General features: G+C 38.6%; 15 protein-coding genes. 7 read left to right on the plus strand and 8 right to left on the minus strand.

The window, feature by feature from the left end:
* Positions 1 to 134 precede the first annotated feature (134 nt).
* Entirely contained in the window at positions 135 to 2,393 is a 2,259-nt protein-coding gene (locus PSF86_RS09290; RefSeq protein ID WP_277899799.1) for an acyl-CoA dehydrogenase family protein, read from the plus strand.
* Between the two features lie 54 nt (positions 2,394 to 2,447).
* Here PSF86_RS09290 and PSF86_RS09295 read toward each other — a convergent pair whose 3' ends face one another.
* The 8 genes from PSF86_RS09295 to PSF86_RS09330 all read right to left on the minus strand — a co-directional run bounded on the left by PSF86_RS09295 (position 2,448) and on the right by PSF86_RS09330 (position 11,629).
* Complete coding sequence (locus PSF86_RS09295) at positions 2,448 to 3,035, minus strand: DUF3332 domain-containing protein (protein WP_277899800.1); 588 nt, start codon at positions 3,033 to 3,035, stop codon at positions 2,448 to 2,450.
* 66 nt (positions 3,036 to 3,101) lie between these two features.
* Positions 3,102 to 4,106 (minus strand): phytase, encoded by a 1,005-nt coding sequence (locus PSF86_RS09300; protein ID WP_277899801.1) that lies wholly within the window; start codon positions 4,104 to 4,106, stop codon positions 3,102 to 3,104.
* Between the two features lie 89 nt (positions 4,107 to 4,195).
* Positions 4,196 to 7,066 carry a TonB-dependent receptor gene (locus tag PSF86_RS09305; protein ID WP_277899802.1) on the minus strand — a complete coding sequence of 957 codons (2,871 nt, stop codon included), beginning with the start codon at positions 7,064 to 7,066 and terminating at the stop codon, positions 4,196 to 4,198.
* A gap of 168 nt (positions 7,067 to 7,234) precedes the next feature.
* Positions 7,235 to 8,836 carry a tetratricopeptide repeat protein gene (locus tag PSF86_RS09310; RefSeq protein ID WP_277899803.1) on the minus strand — a complete coding sequence of 534 codons (1,602 nt, stop codon included), beginning with the start codon at positions 8,834 to 8,836 and terminating at the stop codon, positions 7,235 to 7,237.
* A gap of 156 nt (positions 8,837 to 8,992) precedes the next feature.
* Positions 8,993 to 9,253 carry a 50S ribosomal protein L27 gene (gene rpmA / locus PSF86_RS09315; protein WP_277899804.1) on the minus strand — a complete coding sequence of 87 codons (261 nt, stop codon included), beginning with the start codon at positions 9,251 to 9,253 and terminating at the stop codon, positions 8,993 to 8,995.
* A gap of 32 nt (positions 9,254 to 9,285) precedes the next feature.
* Entirely contained in the window at positions 9,286 to 10,050 is a 765-nt protein-coding gene (gene rplU, locus PSF86_RS09320) for a 50S ribosomal protein L21 (protein ID WP_277899805.1), read from the minus strand.
* Between the two features lie 95 nt (positions 10,051 to 10,145).
* Positions 10,146 to 10,607 carry a DUF4199 domain-containing protein gene (locus PSF86_RS09325; protein ID WP_277899806.1) on the minus strand — a complete coding sequence of 154 codons (462 nt, stop codon included), beginning with the start codon at positions 10,605 to 10,607 and terminating at the stop codon, positions 10,146 to 10,148.
* A 137-nt stretch (positions 10,608 to 10,744) separates the two neighbouring features.
* Positions 10,745 to 11,629: a DMT family transporter gene (locus PSF86_RS09330; RefSeq protein WP_277899807.1), complete on the minus strand. Its 885-nt coding sequence runs from the start codon at positions 11,627 to 11,629 to the stop codon at positions 10,745 to 10,747.
* Positions 11,630 to 11,777: 148 nt separating this feature from the next.
* Between PSF86_RS09330 and PSF86_RS09335 the strand changes: the two genes are divergently transcribed.
* The 6 genes from PSF86_RS09335 (at position 11,778) to PSF86_RS17860 (ending at position 17,909) form a co-directional block, all read left to right on the plus strand.
* Positions 11,778 to 12,101, plus strand: coding sequence for a hypothetical protein (locus PSF86_RS09335; protein ID WP_277899808.1), 324 nt, complete (start codon positions 11,778 to 11,780; stop codon positions 12,099 to 12,101).
* Positions 12,102 to 12,339: 238 nt separating this feature from the next.
* Positions 12,340 to 13,350: a transporter family protein gene (locus tag PSF86_RS09340; RefSeq protein WP_277899809.1), complete on the plus strand. Its 1,011-nt coding sequence runs from the start codon at positions 12,340 to 12,342 to the stop codon at positions 13,348 to 13,350.
* 16 nt (positions 13,351 to 13,366) lie between these two features.
* Entirely contained in the window at positions 13,367 to 15,703 is a 2,337-nt protein-coding gene (locus PSF86_RS09345) for a TonB-dependent receptor (protein ID WP_277899810.1), read from the plus strand.
* A gap of 3 nt (positions 15,704 to 15,706) precedes the next feature.
* Complete coding sequence (locus tag PSF86_RS09350) at positions 15,707 to 16,954, plus strand: PepSY-associated TM helix domain-containing protein (protein WP_277899811.1); 1,248 nt, start codon at positions 15,707 to 15,709, stop codon at positions 16,952 to 16,954.
* Positions 16,955 to 16,966: 12 nt separating this feature from the next.
* Positions 16,967 to 17,389 carry a hypothetical protein gene (locus PSF86_RS09355; RefSeq protein WP_277899812.1) on the plus strand — a complete coding sequence of 141 codons (423 nt, stop codon included), beginning with the start codon at positions 16,967 to 16,969 and terminating at the stop codon, positions 17,387 to 17,389.
* 358 nt (positions 17,390 to 17,747) lie between these two features.
* Complete coding sequence (locus tag PSF86_RS17860; RefSeq protein WP_407933324.1) at positions 17,748 to 17,909, plus strand: DUF3667 domain-containing protein; 162 nt, start codon at positions 17,748 to 17,750, stop codon at positions 17,907 to 17,909.
* Positions 17,910 to 17,933: the final 24 nt, after the last annotated feature.

The following is a 17,933-nucleotide window of genomic DNA, read 5'->3' on the forward strand; positions in this document are numbered from 1 at the left end:
GATTACAAAGATAAAATAAAAGCAACTATCAACGACGAATGCACCTGCAAGTTATAAATTGGTTAAAATCCATCCTTTCTCTTTTAAAATTTGTAATTTGTTTCTCCTAAAAATGGCATTAAATCCTTCATTAAATGAAAACTACAGAATACACTACAAACGTTTTAAAATACATTCCTTTTTTATATGTTATTTGGTCGGATGACCTTGTTTCTCCTTCCGAGGTATCCATTTTTAAAAAAGGGCTGGACAAAGATACACTATCACAAGACGAAAAACGTTCGCTAACAAGCTGGATCGATGCCAATAACCCTTCGGATGAAATTATGGTAACCTGGAAGAAAATGATTGATGAAGCCGAAGTAAAACTTGTGGAAAGCGATCCATACCCGCTCACCTATTTTAGCATGCGGATGGCTTTAAACAGCCAAAGTGTTAAAAATGTGGATGAAAGCCTAAAGTTTATTGAAATTAACTTGGGCATCCAGCCAAACCATTACCACCATTTATTCAACGTAAAGATAGAGGCCGTAAGTTCGTCTTCTTTTTATTCAGCTAAAGAAATTGACATCTTGTTCAAAGGGACTTATGCTAAAGAGGTGGACCGGTTTAGAAAGAAAATAAGCAGCGACACTTTTCATTGGAATATTATAAGGGACAAAGACATTTTTAGGACCAAGGTGCTCGCACAGGTCGAAAACTTGGCAAAAGAAGGATATGGTGCCATGGCCTATGGTCCAGAATATGGCGGGATTGGCAACATGCCGGCCTATGCCAGTGTTTTTGAAAATTTAATGTATGTTGACGGGAGCCTTACCATAAAATTTGGTGTACAATTTGGGCTCTTTGGCGGGAGCATCTATAACCTCGGAACAAAAAAGCATCACGACAGCTATTTAACAAAAGCCGGAAATGCTACACTTTTGGGCTGTTTCGCCATGACCGAGACCCGTCATGGCTCGAATGTACGCGGAGTAAAAACCACCGCAACTTATGTTAAGGAAACCGACAGTATTGTAATAGACACCCCCGGAAAAGACGATAACAAAGAATATATTGGCAATGCACTACACGCTACCATGGCAACCGTTTTTGCACAACTTATTGTAGATGGCACCAATCATGGCGTGCATGCTATTTTAGTTCCTGTCCGGGATAAAAAAGGAGCCTTAATGCCGGGAGTACGTATTGAAGACAATGGGTATAAACTTGGCTTGAATGGCGTTGACAATGGGAAAATATGGTTTAGCAACGTTGCCGTGCCAAGGGAAAATTTATTGAACAAGTTTGGAGACATTAATGAAAATGGCGTATACACTTCTCCTATTGAAAATCCCAACAAACGCTTTTTTACCATGCTCGGCACTTTGGTAGGCGGAAGAATCTGTGTAGCCAAGGGCGCCCTGAGCGGCGCTAAAAAAGCATTGGCCATTGCCGTTAAATATGCATTGAGAAGAAGGCAATTTAACAGCAGCGAAAAGCTTCAGGAAGATTTAATCATGGATTACCCAACGCATCAGCTAAGGCTTATTAAACCAATTGCAAAAACATATGTATACCATTTTGCCTTGGCCAAACTGATAGAAGATTATTCTGTATCAAATGAAAACGAACGAAGGGAAATAGAGACCCAGGCCGCAGCACTTAAGGCCGGGATAACATGGTTTTCCAATCAAACCATTCAGGAATGCAGGGAAGCTTGTGGCGGAAAAGGATATTTGCTTGAAAACAAAATCGCCAACATAAAAGGCGATGTCGATATTTTTACCACTTTTGAAGGAGACAACACTGTACTGATACAATTGGCGGCCAAGGGGCTTTTAACCGATTTTAAGACCGAATTTAACAGTGACAGTTTCATGGATGTTTTAAAATATGTTGGAGCGCAATTATCCGATCGATTGACTACCTTCAACCCCATATTTACTAATAAAACTGACAAAGAGCATCTATTCGACCCCGAATTTCATAAAGAGGCATTGGAATACAGAAGGCGGAGACTCACTTTTTCTGCGGCTTCCAGAATACAGAAATACATTAAAAAGGGCATGCCGTCTTATCAGGCTTTCCTAAAAGTACAAACGCATCTGGTTGCACTTGGAGGTGCTTATGCAGAAGAATTGTGTTATTTAGGGTTCAACAATTTTGCCGATACGATAGAAGATGAAAAAAACCGATTTTTGTTCAAGAAAATCGGGGCCCTGTTTGCTTTAAGCGAGATTCAAGAAAACGCAAGTTGGTATTTGGAACGGGGGTATATAAGCGGCAATAAGTCCAAAGCCATAAGAAAACGTGTGGAACGCCTGTGCACGGAATTAAGGCCCCATGTAAACACGTTGGTAGATGGCTATGGAATTCCGGAGCACTGTATTGACACACCCATTACAGAATAAAAAAAAGAGGTAACATTACTTTTACCTCTCTTTAAAATTATATGGTATGAATATTTATTCTTCTGATAAAGCAAGCATAGCATCGCTATAATCGCAAGCTATCTTTTCTTTTAAGTAAGCAACCGCTTCATCTCTTGGCATTGTTGGGTCTATTTGTACTTTTTCTCCGTTAGGAAGGTTTACCACATAGAAACCATCTTTAAAAGAAGCCAGTTCGATAACCTCGCCGTTTGGCTTAATTGCACTCCACGATTTTTGGTCCGGCTTGTATACCAAGTCTACTTTCTCCCCTTTTCTAGGACCTGCTATAATGGCTATTTGCATTCTGTTTTTAGTTGCCGTCATTTTATAAGTGTTTCCATCTTTTTCGACAACCTGGGTCTCTTTTTCACCTTCTTTCATTGCAATTGGGTTGGAGCCCGTCCAAAACTCAATGACGTTGAAAATGATTAAATCTCCCAACATGAATATTTCATAAACCGGTACGATCCACAATGCCCAAAAAACAAGGTTGTTCACAAACTTGTTTCCCGAAATCCCCTGATTCCAGTCTTTTAAACCATTAAAAGCACTAAAAGAACCTAAACAGCTTGAGCATAGTATGGACATAGCTAATGCCCCTGAAATGACAACTTTTTTCATGATATAAATATTTGATTAATTAGTATGCCTAAGATATTAATTAAATTACAAAAAATCCTGTTTTTTTTATAGTAATTTACCTATATCAAAGAAGAAAAAGTTCTTTTCAGTATTCATAGCTACAAATAATCCATTTCTAAAAACGCTATTTAATGGTTCTGTAACCACCTCGCAGCCATCAGTTTCTTTTGTAGTTAAATTCAATTCCTTTACAAACTCCAAAGTGCTTTTATTAAATATATTGAAAGAATTTTTTTGCTGATTGGAAACTATAATATAATCGGTGCTATGTACGTTATTTGCTACAGCAATACCTTCAATATCATCAACAAAAAACTCCCCGCCAAAACAAGCCAGTTCTTTATTTCCCTTGGATGGGTCTGCATAATACTTTCTAATACATTTTCCTTCGTCCGAATAATATACTATTCCTTCCTCATCATCCACAGCAATAGCCTCGATTTCTTTTTTCCCGCTAAAAGCTCCAAATTCCCTTACCAGTTTGGTTTTTACACCTGTACTGTCCGCCAATAACTCATATTGATACAGATACCCGTCCAACGGCCCGGATTTTCTTCCAACAATGGCATACATTTTCCCTTCTGGGGAATGGTACAAGCTAATCCCCATGGGTAAATTTTGATCTTGTGCGGTTGCATCTTCAAAAACATCGAAACCACCATTGTCCAATGGTTTCATGTCGGGAACCGAAAACAGGCGTATTTGTTGCTTTTCCCTTTCGGTAAAAGCCAAAATATCTGTTGTTACCGAGTCGTTAAGCTTAAAACCGTAGCGTATGTCCACATTGTTTGGACGTTTAAGGTCCCGTATTGTTTTGTTTTCAATAATTTTTCCCTCCAGGTCGAAAGCATAAATAGCTCCATCGGTATCTTTGTCGGTACCAAAGACAATGCTTTTTGAAGGATCCTTTTTATTTACCCAGATTGCCGGATCATCGGTATCGTGTTTTACCTTTTCGGTAATTACATCGGGGGTTATAATAGGCAGGTCGTTCTTTTTGCATCCTATTGCTGCTCCTAAAATAACATATAGGTAAAGTAGTTTTTTCATTCTGAATTATTTTTTTATGGAAAGAAGCAATTCCATTTTGGTGGAATTAAAATCTTTTGGAATTGCTCCTTCAATTTATATTTTATGATTTACTTTTTAAAAAGATCGTACTTCAAACCAAAAGTCAAGCGCTTTTCATAATATTCCATTTGCATGGTCCTTTTTTTTTCTCCTTGATAATAACGCAACGGTTGATTGGTAATGTTGTTAAGGTCGGCAAAAACCCTCAAATTGTTTGTAATTGCATAACTGATATTAAAATCCAGAAAAAATTGCTCGTCGTAATAACGGTCTTCAAAAGCATTTCCGCCAATTTCGTCAATATAAGCATCAGAATAATTTGCAGATAAACGGATACTGAATTTTTTGTCGTTGTACCCAATCGAGCCATTAAATATATTGGGCGCTGTATTGGGCAAGTCCAAATCGTCCCGCTCGTCTCCGTCTTCGTTTTTTATCCCCTTGGCATCCGATTTTAAATACGTATAATTTAGGTAAACATTAAAGTTTCTGGCAAATCCGGGAAGAAAATCCAATTGACGTTGAAAAGAAAACTCCGCTCCAAATACCGAGGCGTTATCTCCGTTTTGCGGCTGGTAAACTTCGTATCCATTGGTAGCGTCGCCATACGTATCGTCTGGCACATTGAATACAGATGTATAAACAAATTTCTCGATATCTTTATAAAAAAGCCCTCCTGAAATAATCCCGACCGATTTAAAATAGTGCTCTGCCATTATATCGAAATTCATCGAGGTCGTGGGGTCCAAGTTGGCATTCCCCAAATAAATCTCCTCATCTTCGGTAACCACGTCTATATAGGGAACAAGATCTACATAATTGGGCCTTGCCAAAGTATTTGTCCATGCCAGGCGCAACAGCGTTTGGTCCGAAAAATTATATTTAAAATGCAGGCCGGGCAATACATTGGTATAAGAGCTTTCTTTGGTTATCTCACCAATAAGGTCTTCTTCGTCTATAATACTGTTTCCAGTAGCCGTAATTTGCGTATTCTCGATACGCACACCCGCAAGCACGCTTAACTTATCGGTAATGTTTTGTGTAGTCATTACATAACCTGCATAAACATCTTCGTCTACATTAAAATTGGCCCTTAAAAATTCATCGGGCACAGATTCCTGCTCGAATTGATTTTGATCTTCTAAATCTAGACTCCCCAAAAATTCTGGAGTTACATAATATCCTGCCTGATACTGACTTCCGGCCAGATAATTTGGATCTGTATAATCTTTGGTCTGCACCAAGTCCATGGTATCGAATTGAGAGGATAAAGGAGTATATTCAAAAAAGTTATTGTCGCGGTTTTTTGTTTTCAACCGGGTACGGGCACCAAACTTGAGCAGCCCATTGTCGTTAAAAAAATTTAATGGCAACTCGAAATTTAAAAAAGCATTTATATCTTCTTCTTCTGTATATTGATTTTCTTCGGTAAGCTCGTCAAACTCGTAATTATTCAAGTCGTTGTCATCTATATTTTGAGGGGTGAATAACGGTTTTTTCGTGTCGAGGTTTCTATTGATGCCAAAATCGGTTGCATACGTTATGTACCTTTCATGCTCACGATCTTCGGAAGCATTGGCGTAAGAAGCCATCCAGTCGAATTTCATGCTTCCGAATAAATGATCCCCGCCAATGCTATAATTTTGCATACGCTGATCTTCCAAACGGGCATTATCGTTCCTTCCGCTGGAAATCCCTCCTTTGGTTTCGCGCTTGGCTTCAACTGGAAAACTAATCAAGTTATTATTTGCATCAATGGTAAAATCTCCTGCCACAATATCTTCACCATCTAAAATTTCATTGCTGTATGCCAACCTGTTTTCGCGGTCGTCTCTCCAGTTGTACATGGTTTTTAAGTATATGCTGTTATCTGCATCCAATTTATAATCAAAATTGGCAGAAAAACTCCTACGGATACGCTGCACCAGATATGTCCGCATTTCATAAACACTATTGTATGGGTTTACTTCCATTTCTTCTATAATATCTTCCCCTTCGCTATCTTGGTTTCCGGTATTGTATTCAAATTCATTGCTCCATTCTGCCTCCACATCGTCCGAACCAAAATCGTTATCGTTTACAGAGGCAGACAACATCCAGCCAAATTTACCGTCGTTGGTCCTGTCGCCAACCAAAAAAGATCCTGTCCAGATACGTTTATTGTTGATAAAATTAATTCCCGATCCGGCAGTTGCCGAAACCCTAAAGCCTTGAGGAGCCGTTCTTGTTACCAAATTTACCGATCCACCAAGTGCATCCCCGTCCATATCGGGCGTAACGGCCTTGCTTACTTCAATGCTCTGGATCATATCTGAAGGGATTAAGTCCATTTGCACGTTCCTGTTATCGCCTTCGGCCGACGGGATGCGGCTTCCGTTTAAGGTAACCGAATTTAACTGTGGCGATAACCCCCTAACTATAATATTGCGGGCCTCCCCCTGATCTACCTGCATCGTAATCCCTGGAATGCGCTTTACGGCATCTCCAATATTGGCATCGGGAAATTTGCCTATTTGGTCGGTAGATACAACATTTGTAATATTTGTATTGTTTTTTTGAGTGTTCAATGCCCGTGCCTGCCCACTCAATGTATATGCCGAAACTTCTACGCTTTCCAGTTCCAAGCTCTTTAAAGCAAGCGTTATTGAAATTGAAGTTGTTTTGCCAGCTTGTACGGTCAGGGTTTGTTTAGTATCGGCAAAACCAAGGTACTTAATCAATAATTCGTGGGTTCCTTCCGGAATTGACAAAAAGGTGAATTTTCCATCAATACCCGACACCACACCTTCGTCCAAATCTTCTAACAAAACCGTGGCCCCGGGTACATAAATACCGTTTTCATCGGCAATTGTTCCTTGTATTTGCCCATTTTGGGCAGTGGCCATGTTTGTAAAAAAGGCAACAAATAGTATTGCCAATATGAGTTTAGTTGCGTTCATAAAATTAGGTTTGTTGTTTTTAACAAAGCTATATTTTACGGTACTTAAGCGTATAAAATTGATGAGAACAAAATGTAATGAAACCGCGTATGACAATGCTATGGAAAGGCAACATTTATATTTAATTAACATTGAGTTAATAATGGGTTTAAGAAACATAGGATTGGTTTATAGCTGCTGTAAAAACCTTGTTAATTTGTCCCCTTGGTTAATGGATAGTTTTTTTCTAAGGCGGTATCTGGCCACTCGTATACTATCTGGTGTTACCCGTAATATTGAAGCAATCTCTTTTGACGAAAGCCCGAGCCGTAAAAGCATGCACAGCCGTAGTTCGGTTATGGATAGCTCTTCTTCGGTACGGTACCTTAGGTTTTTAAAGAAACTAGGATGTATCTGCTCAAAATAATCCATAAACTGGTTCCATTCCTGTTTTTCTGAAAGATCTTCGTTTATAACCAATACAATTTCGTTTAGTTTAGCATCAACATCTATTTTCTTCCTTCCTTTTATATTGGTAAGCGTATGTGCCACTTGCGATAATGTCCTATTTTTCTGCGCAAGATTAAGGCTATATTTGGACAATGAAGATGTTTTTAATTCTATTTCCCGCTGCAAGTTTTCCTCTATAAGCTTCTTTTTTTCCAAATTAGCCTCCAAGGCCTGTTGTTTGTACTTTTCTATGTTCAGCTCGTGCTGTTTACGCTTTTTTAAATACACATACACACCAAATATTAATCCCAGCAAAGCAATGATAAAAATTAGCATTAACCGTTCCTGAGCCTTGTTTACCTCGTTTTCCTTTGTCAATAAATCTATTTTGGCCTCTTTGCTATTGGCATCGTACAAAGCCTGAAGCGCGTTTATTTGTTGTACGTTCTGCAAGCGTATAATAGTTTCGTTAATAGAATCTGAAATACCCAAGTTTATATATGCCTGTTCAAAATCGTTGAGCAGCCCATAGGTTTTGGACAGGTCTTTATAAGCACTCTCCAGTTGATGGTAATTATGGCTTTTTTCCGCTAGGTTTTTTGCCTTTAGGGTATACATTAATGCCTCTTTGTAATTTTCTTTTTTTCTATTGACATCCCCCATGTTGTTAATGATATTTAGCTTCCGGTCAAATTGGCCATCTTGCCGCTCCATATAATCCAATGCTCTTTTAAAATACTGATAGGCCACCTTATACTGTTCTTTATCCTCATAAATACTCCCAATGTTTTCATTCACCAATGCAAGCCCTAAACTATCTTCTATCTGTTCAAACAATTCCAAACTTGTTTTTTGATATTTAAGTGCATCTTTGTAATTGGACAGTTTTTCAAAACAACTTCCCACGTAACCATTTGCCATCGCCCTTCCTTTTATATACTCAATGGTTTTGGAAAGTTGCAGTGCCTTTAAAAACTGTTTGCTGGCCGTTTGGTAATGCTTTACTGAGAAATGGATTTTTCCCATTTGAAGGTATAAATCAACCAAGGCAGTATCTTTAATGTGTGGCTTATATTTTTCGGCTTGTTGATAATTGGCCAAGGCTTCGTTGATCGCGCCTGTTTTTTTATAAAAATGGGCAAATTGTAAATAGGAGTTGGCAATTAAGCTGTCATTCTCGCTTGCCCTGGCAGATTCCAATGCATGTTTTAATTCAAGATATCTCGAATTCACTTGCTTGGAAAGCAAGGAATCGGTTGTTAAATGCTGGGCGTTCAAAAGTGTGGCGGGAATAAATAAAATAAAAAATAAGGTCTTTTCTATATAGTTGATGTTTTTCATGCAGCTTACTTTTATAAAATTCTACAAAGTACACGCCCAAAAAGACCAAAAGATTACCACAGTGTTAAGAAAAAGTTGTTAAATAATGAACACAAAAAAGCCCTTCCTTGGTCGAGGAAGGGCTTTTAAATATTTTAAAAGAAAAACTGTACAATCTTAAGCTTCAAAAGGCTCTATGGATACGTACGATTTATTATTTCTTTTCTTTTCAAACTTAACAACACCGTCTACCTTGGCATGTAATGTATGGTCTTTCCCCATATATACATTTTCTCCAGGATTATGCGCGGTACCTCTTTGTCTTACGATGATATTTCCGGCAATAGCGGCTTGACCACCAAATATCTTAACACCTAAGCGTTTCGATTCTGATTCTCTACCGTTCTTGGAACTACCAACACCTTTTTTGTGTGCCATGGCTTATATCTTTTGAAAATTAATAATTCTGTTTATTTGTTTTTAAGCAATTCTTTTGCCTGCTTAACCCACTCTTCTGACTCAATTTTTTCACGGGTAATCCCGTCAATAGCAGAAAGTTCATCGCGGTCTGCGGCTTTTAGCTTGCTTATTTGCGTCCACGTATAAACGCCTACTTCGTTCAATTTCTTTTCGTAAGCTGGCCCAATACCATTAATTTGCTTAAGGTCGTCTGCATCGGCTTTAGTTGCAGTACCTATGCTGTGAAGAAGTTTATCAACATTGATCTCTATGTGAGCGTCTTCTGCACGGTGCTCGGCACGTGTAACTAAATTCTCACTTACTTCTGCTTCCTTTTTAGCTTTTGGCGCAGCTTTTTTGGCCGGCTTGGCTTCTTCTTTTTTAGCTGTGGCTTTTGGCTCAGCTTTCTTAGCAGTAGCTTTTGGTTCGGCTTTTTTCTTAGGAGCGGCTTTTTTAGTAGCTCCAGATGCCACAATGCTTTCAATAATGATTTCTGTTAAAGATTGTCTGTGCCCGTTTTTCTTACGGTAACCTTTACGTCTTTTCTTTTTGAAAACAATTACTTTATCACCTTTTAGGTGCTTAACGACTTTTGCTTCAACAGAAGCTCCGTCTATAGCCGGGGCGCCAATAGTAACCGTACCTTCGTCATCAAGTAAAAGCACGTTGTCAAACGATACTTTATCTCCTTCTTCTGAAGCTAAACGATGTACAAACACTTTTTGGTCTTTCGCAACTTTAAACTGCTGCCCTGCTATCTCTACGATTGCGTACATAGCGTAATAATTAATAAATTTAACTAATATAAACTTGGCCTAATTAAATTAAGCGGGTGCAAATATACTGCTAAATCATTAAAGAACAAATGTTTTTATGCCTTTTGAATAGTTTTTTTTGTGTTCCAGCTGGGTTTAAATTTTTGCATAAATGCCAAAGTAAGCACTACGGTCGATGCAAAACCCTCGATCAACAATATAAATATTAATATTCCGGGCCCTTGATTGTAGTCTTTTATCCAACTGTCCATAATGGTTCCCGGAAAGTTGGGGTCTATATGATACATGTAAATTGCCATGAAAAACGTAAAGACAAGCGTTGCCAGAAAACCCGCCATAATACCCGTTTTAAACCCCTTGTAATAATCAAAGGTATCGCCTTCCAGAATTCTCCTTAAGCGTATTACCGCATATATTCCATAAGCAACAATGGCCCCGTTAAACAAACGCAACCATATGTATTGATGCCACCCTATTAGTTTCAAAATTAAAAAATAGGCAATTAGGCCAACAGCTATAAAAAGTCCGTATCTTAAATATAATTTATCAGGTTTCATGAGCTATGTATTTGGAATTAACGATATTAAGTTACGAAAAAATATATTTCGCTGCGTTAAAGTTGTTCTAATTTTAAAAACCAACGCACTCATTCCATCAAATACAAGCACCGTATTTCCCCTAAAATTCACCCTTGTTATTTCTTCTTTCTGTTTCTATTTACAATATAAACGCCCAAAAGGATAATCCCCGAAGCTAGCAAATGTATTACGGTAAACTTCTCTCCATCCAAAACACCCCAGAAAATCCCGACAACGGGAATTAAATAGGTAACCGAAGTAGAAAAAACTGCGTTCGAGATTTGTATCAATTTATTAAAAAGAATTTTGGCTAGCCCGGTGCCAAAAACTGCCAACACGGCAATGTATCCCAAAGAGGTTTGAAATTCTTTGTTTTCGTATGTACTTTCATTAAATACACCTGAAAAACTCAACACCAGAATTGCTGGGACCACCATAACGGCAAAGTTGCCAACGGCAATAGCCATGGGGGATACCTCCTGTAGTTTAGACTTAACAATATTGGCATTAATTGCATAGCAAATGGCAGCAACGACCACCAGGAGCGCAAAAAAGTAATTTTGGTCCGGATTTACATTTGCCCCTTGAAAAATTAAAACCACGGCACCCAATAAGCCTATTATAACACCTATAACCTGATTTTTGCTAAAGTTTACCTTAAACACTGCAAAACCAATAAAAATGGTAAAAAGCGGCACCAAAGAATTGAGTATGGAGGCAATGCTACTATCAATCTCCGTTTCGGCAAAAGAAAATAAAAAAACAGGCACAAAAGTACCGCACAAAGCCGATACCGCCACCCATTTCCATTCTTGTCTTTTTATTTTTAAAACCGATCTAAACCCAATGAGGAACAAGAATACGGTAGAAAAAATTATCCTGACAGAGCCAAGCTGTATGGGCGTTAACCCAACTAAGCCTTTCTTTATCAAAATATATGAACTCCCCCAAATTAGCGATAAAACAATAAGGTAAATCCATTTTTTTTGGTCGTTCATCATAAAAATTGACATTTAAGCTGCAAAATTGTGCTTTTTAAGTCAAAAACTCCTTCCTTTTTATATATTTTTGCAATCGGTTTATAACAAATATCGATACGGTTTGCTTAAAATCTATCCCATATTATTTACCTTTTTATACATGCTTGCCATGCTCAAACCGGTATTGCCAGTTTTCGACTATGTAATAAACCAAGACTACATTGCAGAATACTTGTGTATCAATAAGGACAAACCCGAAATGCATTGTAACGGGAAATGTTACCTTATGCAAATGCTGGAAGAACAAAACAGCAGTAAAAAGCAAAACCTCCCCCCAATCGATTTAAGGGAATATCCCATTGGTTTTGTAAGTTTTTTATCAATAAAAAAAATAAACGAGCCGGCTTCACCCAAGGCCGACCATTCTTTTTACAACAATCTGTACAATTTTCAACCAAATTACCAGTTGTTCCATCCTCCCATATTTTCTTGATAACATATACCAATCCGTTATGTGCTAAAAATTTTTGGCACCGGGCTTTCCACTATATTTTTTTTTAAAATTGTCATCCTGAGCATGTCGAAGGACAATTTTAAAAAAAGGATGCCGCTGCAATCCCTAACGCAGGAAAAGGTAACACCCATCAAAAACCATTTTAGCCATATAAAAACGAGGGTTTAATAAAGCCATCGAAGCATTTATTTAGCATTAAGAAAATAATTATAAACACATGAAACTACATATTCTTGCCATTTTATGTATGGCAACCACAATAATTCAAGCACAAGAAGAAACCGGTTTATGGACTTCCGACAGGCCCGACGGGCATGCGCCAATCTCCGTTATGGGTGACCATACCCACAGCAAAGGCGATTGGATGTTTTCCTATCGCTATATGCACATGAACATGAAAGACCTCCATCAAGGCAGTAGCGAAGCATCCATGCAAGATGCCCTTTCCCAATATATGGTAACACCCAAAAATATGCCCATGAACATGCACATGCTGGGCATTATGTATGCGCCAAGCAATAAAATAACACTCATGGCCATGGCCAATTACCAATCGCAAGAAATGGAGCTTCAAAACAGGATGGGCAACGAGTTTAACACAGCATCTTCTGGTTTTGGCGATTTAAAAATTTCGGTATTGTACACTTTCTTCAATAAAAACAGACAAAAGCTACATGCCCAAGTAGGTTTTTCGTTTCCAACGGGAAGCATCAACCAAGAAGATGTTACCCCCATGTCGGCACCAAACAAAACAATACTCCCTTATCCCATGCAAATAGGTAGCGGGACCCTCGATGCCAATCTGGGGCTTACCTATTTAAAAGAATGGGATAAGCTATCGTTTGGATCTCAACTTATGGGAATTTTCCGAACAGGGGAAAACAGCAACGATTACCTTTTAGGAAACGAATATAGCATTAACAACTGGATGGCGGTTCCCGTAAACAGTTGGCTAAGCTTCTCCGGAAGGGTAAAATGGGCCGCTGTTGAAAAAATTCACGGTGCCAATCCAGACCTCAACCCCATGATGGTGGTCACCGCAGACACCGCCAACAGTGGCAAAACATATGCCGAAGCCGGGTTGGGCTTTAACCTTTACGCATTTAAAGGAAGCTTGAAAGATGTGCGCTTTGGATTTGAAGCCACTTTGCCCATTTATCAGAACATGAACGGCATTCAACTTAAAAACCAGGAAACCTTAACATTCGGACTCCAATATTCTTTATAAGACAAGAAAACAAACAATGAAACATATAATTATAACAGCCTTCCTTTTTTGGGCAGGCTACTCGCTTAATGCCCAAACTGAATATAAAGGGCAAGTAACCGACTCGCAACAGAATCCTTTGGTGGGAGTAACAATTTTATCGGCAACAAATGCAAACAAAGGCGTTTCGACCGATGCCTCCGGAAATTTTAGCATCTCATTACAAAACCCGGAAGTTATTTTGCGGTACATAGGCTTTACCGAAAAAAAGATACGGCTTGAACCACGTTTTAATGCACTAACGCTTAATGAAAACACCGAAAACCTTTCCGAAATTATAATCTCGGCAAGCAGGGAAGAACAAAAACGCTCTGAAGTCCCTGGTGCAATCTCGGTAATAAGCGCCAAAAACATTGAACAAACCAAGCCTTTTGGCATCGAACAGTTGGTAAACCAAGCCCCGGGGGTATACATGTCGACCTCCAAAGCGTCGAGCAACGAGCAGCATATGATGGCGGTACGGTCTCCTATCTCTACAAAATCGTTGTTTTTGTATCTGGAAGACGGGTTGCCCATCCGGCCAACGGCCGTATTTAACCACAATGCCCTCTTGGAAATGAACGATGTTACTTTTGGAAGGGTTGAAGTTTTAAAAGGCCCTGCTTCCAGTATTTACGGGAGCGAAGCCATTGGCGGCAGTTTTAATTTTATTACAAAAAACCCCACCGAAGAACTTCACGGGAGCCTCGGCTTTCAAGCGAATGATCTGGGGCTTACCAAGTACGATTTTGAAGCTTCAAATTACACCAATAACAAATTTGGCTTTTATCTGGGCACCCAATATGTGCAACGCAACAATGGCCCCATTCAGCATAGCGATTACGAAAAATTTGCCGTTACCTTTAAAACTGTTTATCATGTTAATCCTTCAATTACATGGATACAGGTTTTTGATATGATTGATTACAGGTCTGATATGACCGGGGCACTCTCCGAAGAAGATTATAAGGCCGGGAATTACGAAAGCGACCAAACCTTTACCGAGCGTGTTGCAAAAGCCTTTAGGTATAGGACCACGGTTGATAAAATATGGAACCCCAACAACAAAACGTCTTTCAATTTTGTTTTCAGAAATAATGAGATGGACCAGATTCCGTCGTACCGAATTCGTCAGTTTCGGGAAAACGGGCAGCTTACCGGTTATGGGTCTGGTGAAAGCAACACCAATAAATTTAACAGTTTCGTAGGCCTGCTTCAGCATAAAACTTCTTTTAACTTTTTAAATTCATCGCTTATTGCAGGGGCATCAGTGGATTTTTCACCACAAACCTACAACGCGGAAACCATTGATGTTTATGTAGACCCCCTTACGGGAATAAATACAGGATATCGATTAAACAACGGAGATTACATATTAAACTATGATGCAGACATTTTAAATACGGCCGGATACCTTCAATATGAAATAACTCCCTTTGAAAACTTTAAAATTACGGCCGCGCTCCGTTACGACCATTTTGAATATCATTACAACAACCTACTGGATGGAAAAGCAGGCCCGAAAGATTCTAATAACCAATACGAAAACTGGGCGCCAAAAATAGGCTTTAACTACAATCTTAGCAATAGGTCGGGACTGTATGTAAACTATTCGAACGGATTTACGCCGCCCGAAACCTCTACCCTATACAGAAATAGTTATGTAGGTGTAAACGGCGACGTTTTCAATCTCAAACCCAGCAATTACAACAATTATGAAGCCGGGGGTTATTTTGTTTCTGAAAAATGGAAACTCGATGCTGCACTATACATTCTGGACGGAAAAAATACCTTGGTAACATTGAGAAATGACACTGATGAATATTACAATGCCAACGCCGGGAAAACAAGGTCTTATGGAATAGAGTATGGAGTTACATTTAAACCCGTTCCAGAATTGAGCATTGCTTACAACGGCAGCTATGCCAAACACCGATATGTCACTTTTTATGAAGGGGGCATAGATTATTCGGGCACCGACCAAGACATTGCGCCTAATTTACTTGGGAACGCTCAGGTAAATTACCAACCAACATTTATCGATAATTTTAATTTTGGGGTGGAATACGAAATGGTGGAAAAATACAATACCAGCTTTGAAGGGCAAATAGATAATGGCGACGGAACGTTCTCTACGGCTACTTACGGAGGTTATAATGTTTTCAATTTAAGAGCAAGCTACAGGTTAAAACAATTTGAAGTTTGGGCACAGGCACTTAATATTTTTGACACCTTATATGCTACAAGGGTTTCATATAATATATACACAAAAGAAAACAATTACTCCATAGGAAACCCAAGGGCATTCCATGCAGGCATCCGATTTAATTTCTAAACAATGAAAAAAAATAAAAACCTAAACAAATGGCTCTGGAAATGGCATTTTATTGCCGGATTACTATCGTTGCCTTTTATACTTATTTTATCCATAACCGGTGTCATATACTTGTTTAAGGCCCAATACGAAGCGCCCATCTATAAACCCATAAAAGAAGTTGTGGCAAAAGATGCTCCTATTACCTACCAACAACAATGGGAAATTGCCAAAGCAAATGCGATAAAAAAGCCCAATTCCATGATTGTTCCTTCAAAGGCAGATCGGGCTACCGAGTTTGTATCGGGCATGTTTGGCGGTGCTACCAGTTTGTTTGTAAATCCGTACAAAGGAGAGGTTTCGGGGCAAATCCTTCCTCAGCAGTCATTTATGTTCAAAGTTAGAAAACTGCACGGCGAACTGTTAATGGGCAAATACGGCACCAAAATAGTAGAGCTTGTTGCCTGTTGGATGGTGGTACTTATTATTACGGGACTGTACGTTTGGTGGCCGGAAAAAAAATGGAGCCTAAAAGGATATTTTATACCCAGGACAAAAATGGGCAGACGTACTTTTTTTAGAGATTTTCATGCCATTACCGGATTTTGGCTATCGGCTTTGTTCCTTTTAATCCTAGCCGGAGGATTACCATGGACGGATGTTTTTGGAGCTAGTTTTAAATGGGTGCAAAAAATCACGAACACAGGTTATCCCGACACATGGAACCAATTCAATATAGAAGAAAACCCTTCTAACACAAAAATGGTTTCTTTAGACCATATTGTCCAATCGGCAAAATTGTTAAACCTTCCAGGGGAAATTACTATTGAATTTCCCAAAGGAAAAAAGGGAGTGTTTAGTATTTCCAATACCAATTATTCAGATTTAAACCAACAAAAAAAATATCACTTCAATCCCTATACCGGCAAGCAAGTTTTAAAATACGACTGGGAAGATGTGGGTATTTTAATGCGGGCACGTATGTGGGTAATGGCGTTTCATCAAGGACAGTTTGGTAAATGGAACTTCCTCATTATGGTTTTTGCTGGGAGCATGTTGTTCTTAATGAGCTTATCAGCCATTGTTTCTTATATATCGAGAAAGCGTAAAGGCAATTGGGGCACCCCCAAAGTCCCCATTTCGTATAAAACGGGAAAGGGCATTGTTTTAATTATATGCATTTTGGGTATAATCTTGCCCTTGTTTGGCATTAGTGTTATATTAATCTGTATTTTTGAGTTTCTTCGGAAGAAGAAAACAACGCTCATTTAAATTTAAGTTATAATGAAAAATTTAATTCTCATACTATCTATTGTTTTTTTATCAGCAACCGCATGTAAGCAAACGCCCAAAAAAGACCAAGGACCAACGCAAATGGAAAAAGTCATGGCCGTGCACGACAGTTTAATGCCCAAGATGAATACATTAACCAAACTTGTGGCCGAACTGAATGAAAAGGCAGACACCACAGAAACAGGGATGAAATATGAAGCCGCAAAAAAGGACCTACAAGCAGCGCATAAGTCCATGATGGACTGGATGCAGGATTTTGGCACAAAATTCGACCATGAGGAAATTTTAAAAAGAAAAGAGCTCACCCCGGAGAAAAAAGAATTGCTAAATGAAGAAGAAAAAGAAGTAGAGGGCTTAAAAGAACAAATCGACACAAGCATAAAAAATGCCGAAGTCCTTTTAGGTGAAAATTAAAAAAATACCAAGATGGTGTTTTCAATAAAGAGAACACCATCTTTTATCATCACTTTTCATATTTACTTCCAACCGTGACCAAAAGATTTGCGATTATCGGCATAAATATTCCCCCCTTATCATTAGAAAAGCTTGAAGAAGATACATTTGTTCCTTTAGTTTCACTCTTGTTACGGTCTTTACTTTTTTCCTTCTATTTATAGGTAGAAGATTCGTTTCCAAAACTAAAAGTTCCTTTATTAATCACTTCAGTAGCAGCCTATAGCACATATTCAACTCCTGAAATTTTAATTAGTCAAGCATTAAAAATAGAATGTCCTATTGATTTTACTGGTATTTTGTATACTCTAATACAATTATTTTCACGCCCCGAACATTTATCCGGGAATTTATTCAAGGCAAAACAGTCCGCTATCTTCGCCCCATTAGCCTATTAATTATCACCGCCACTTTCTATGGCCTTTTATACCATTGGCTAGATTTAGACCTTATACATATCTTGTACTTTTATGTGCAGTAGTAATTTTATTCTTTTTTAGGTAAA

The organism is Galbibacter pacificus, assembly GCF_029603165.1.
GTDB lineage: Bacteria > Bacteroidota > Bacteroidia > Flavobacteriales > Flavobacteriaceae > Galbibacter > Galbibacter pacificus.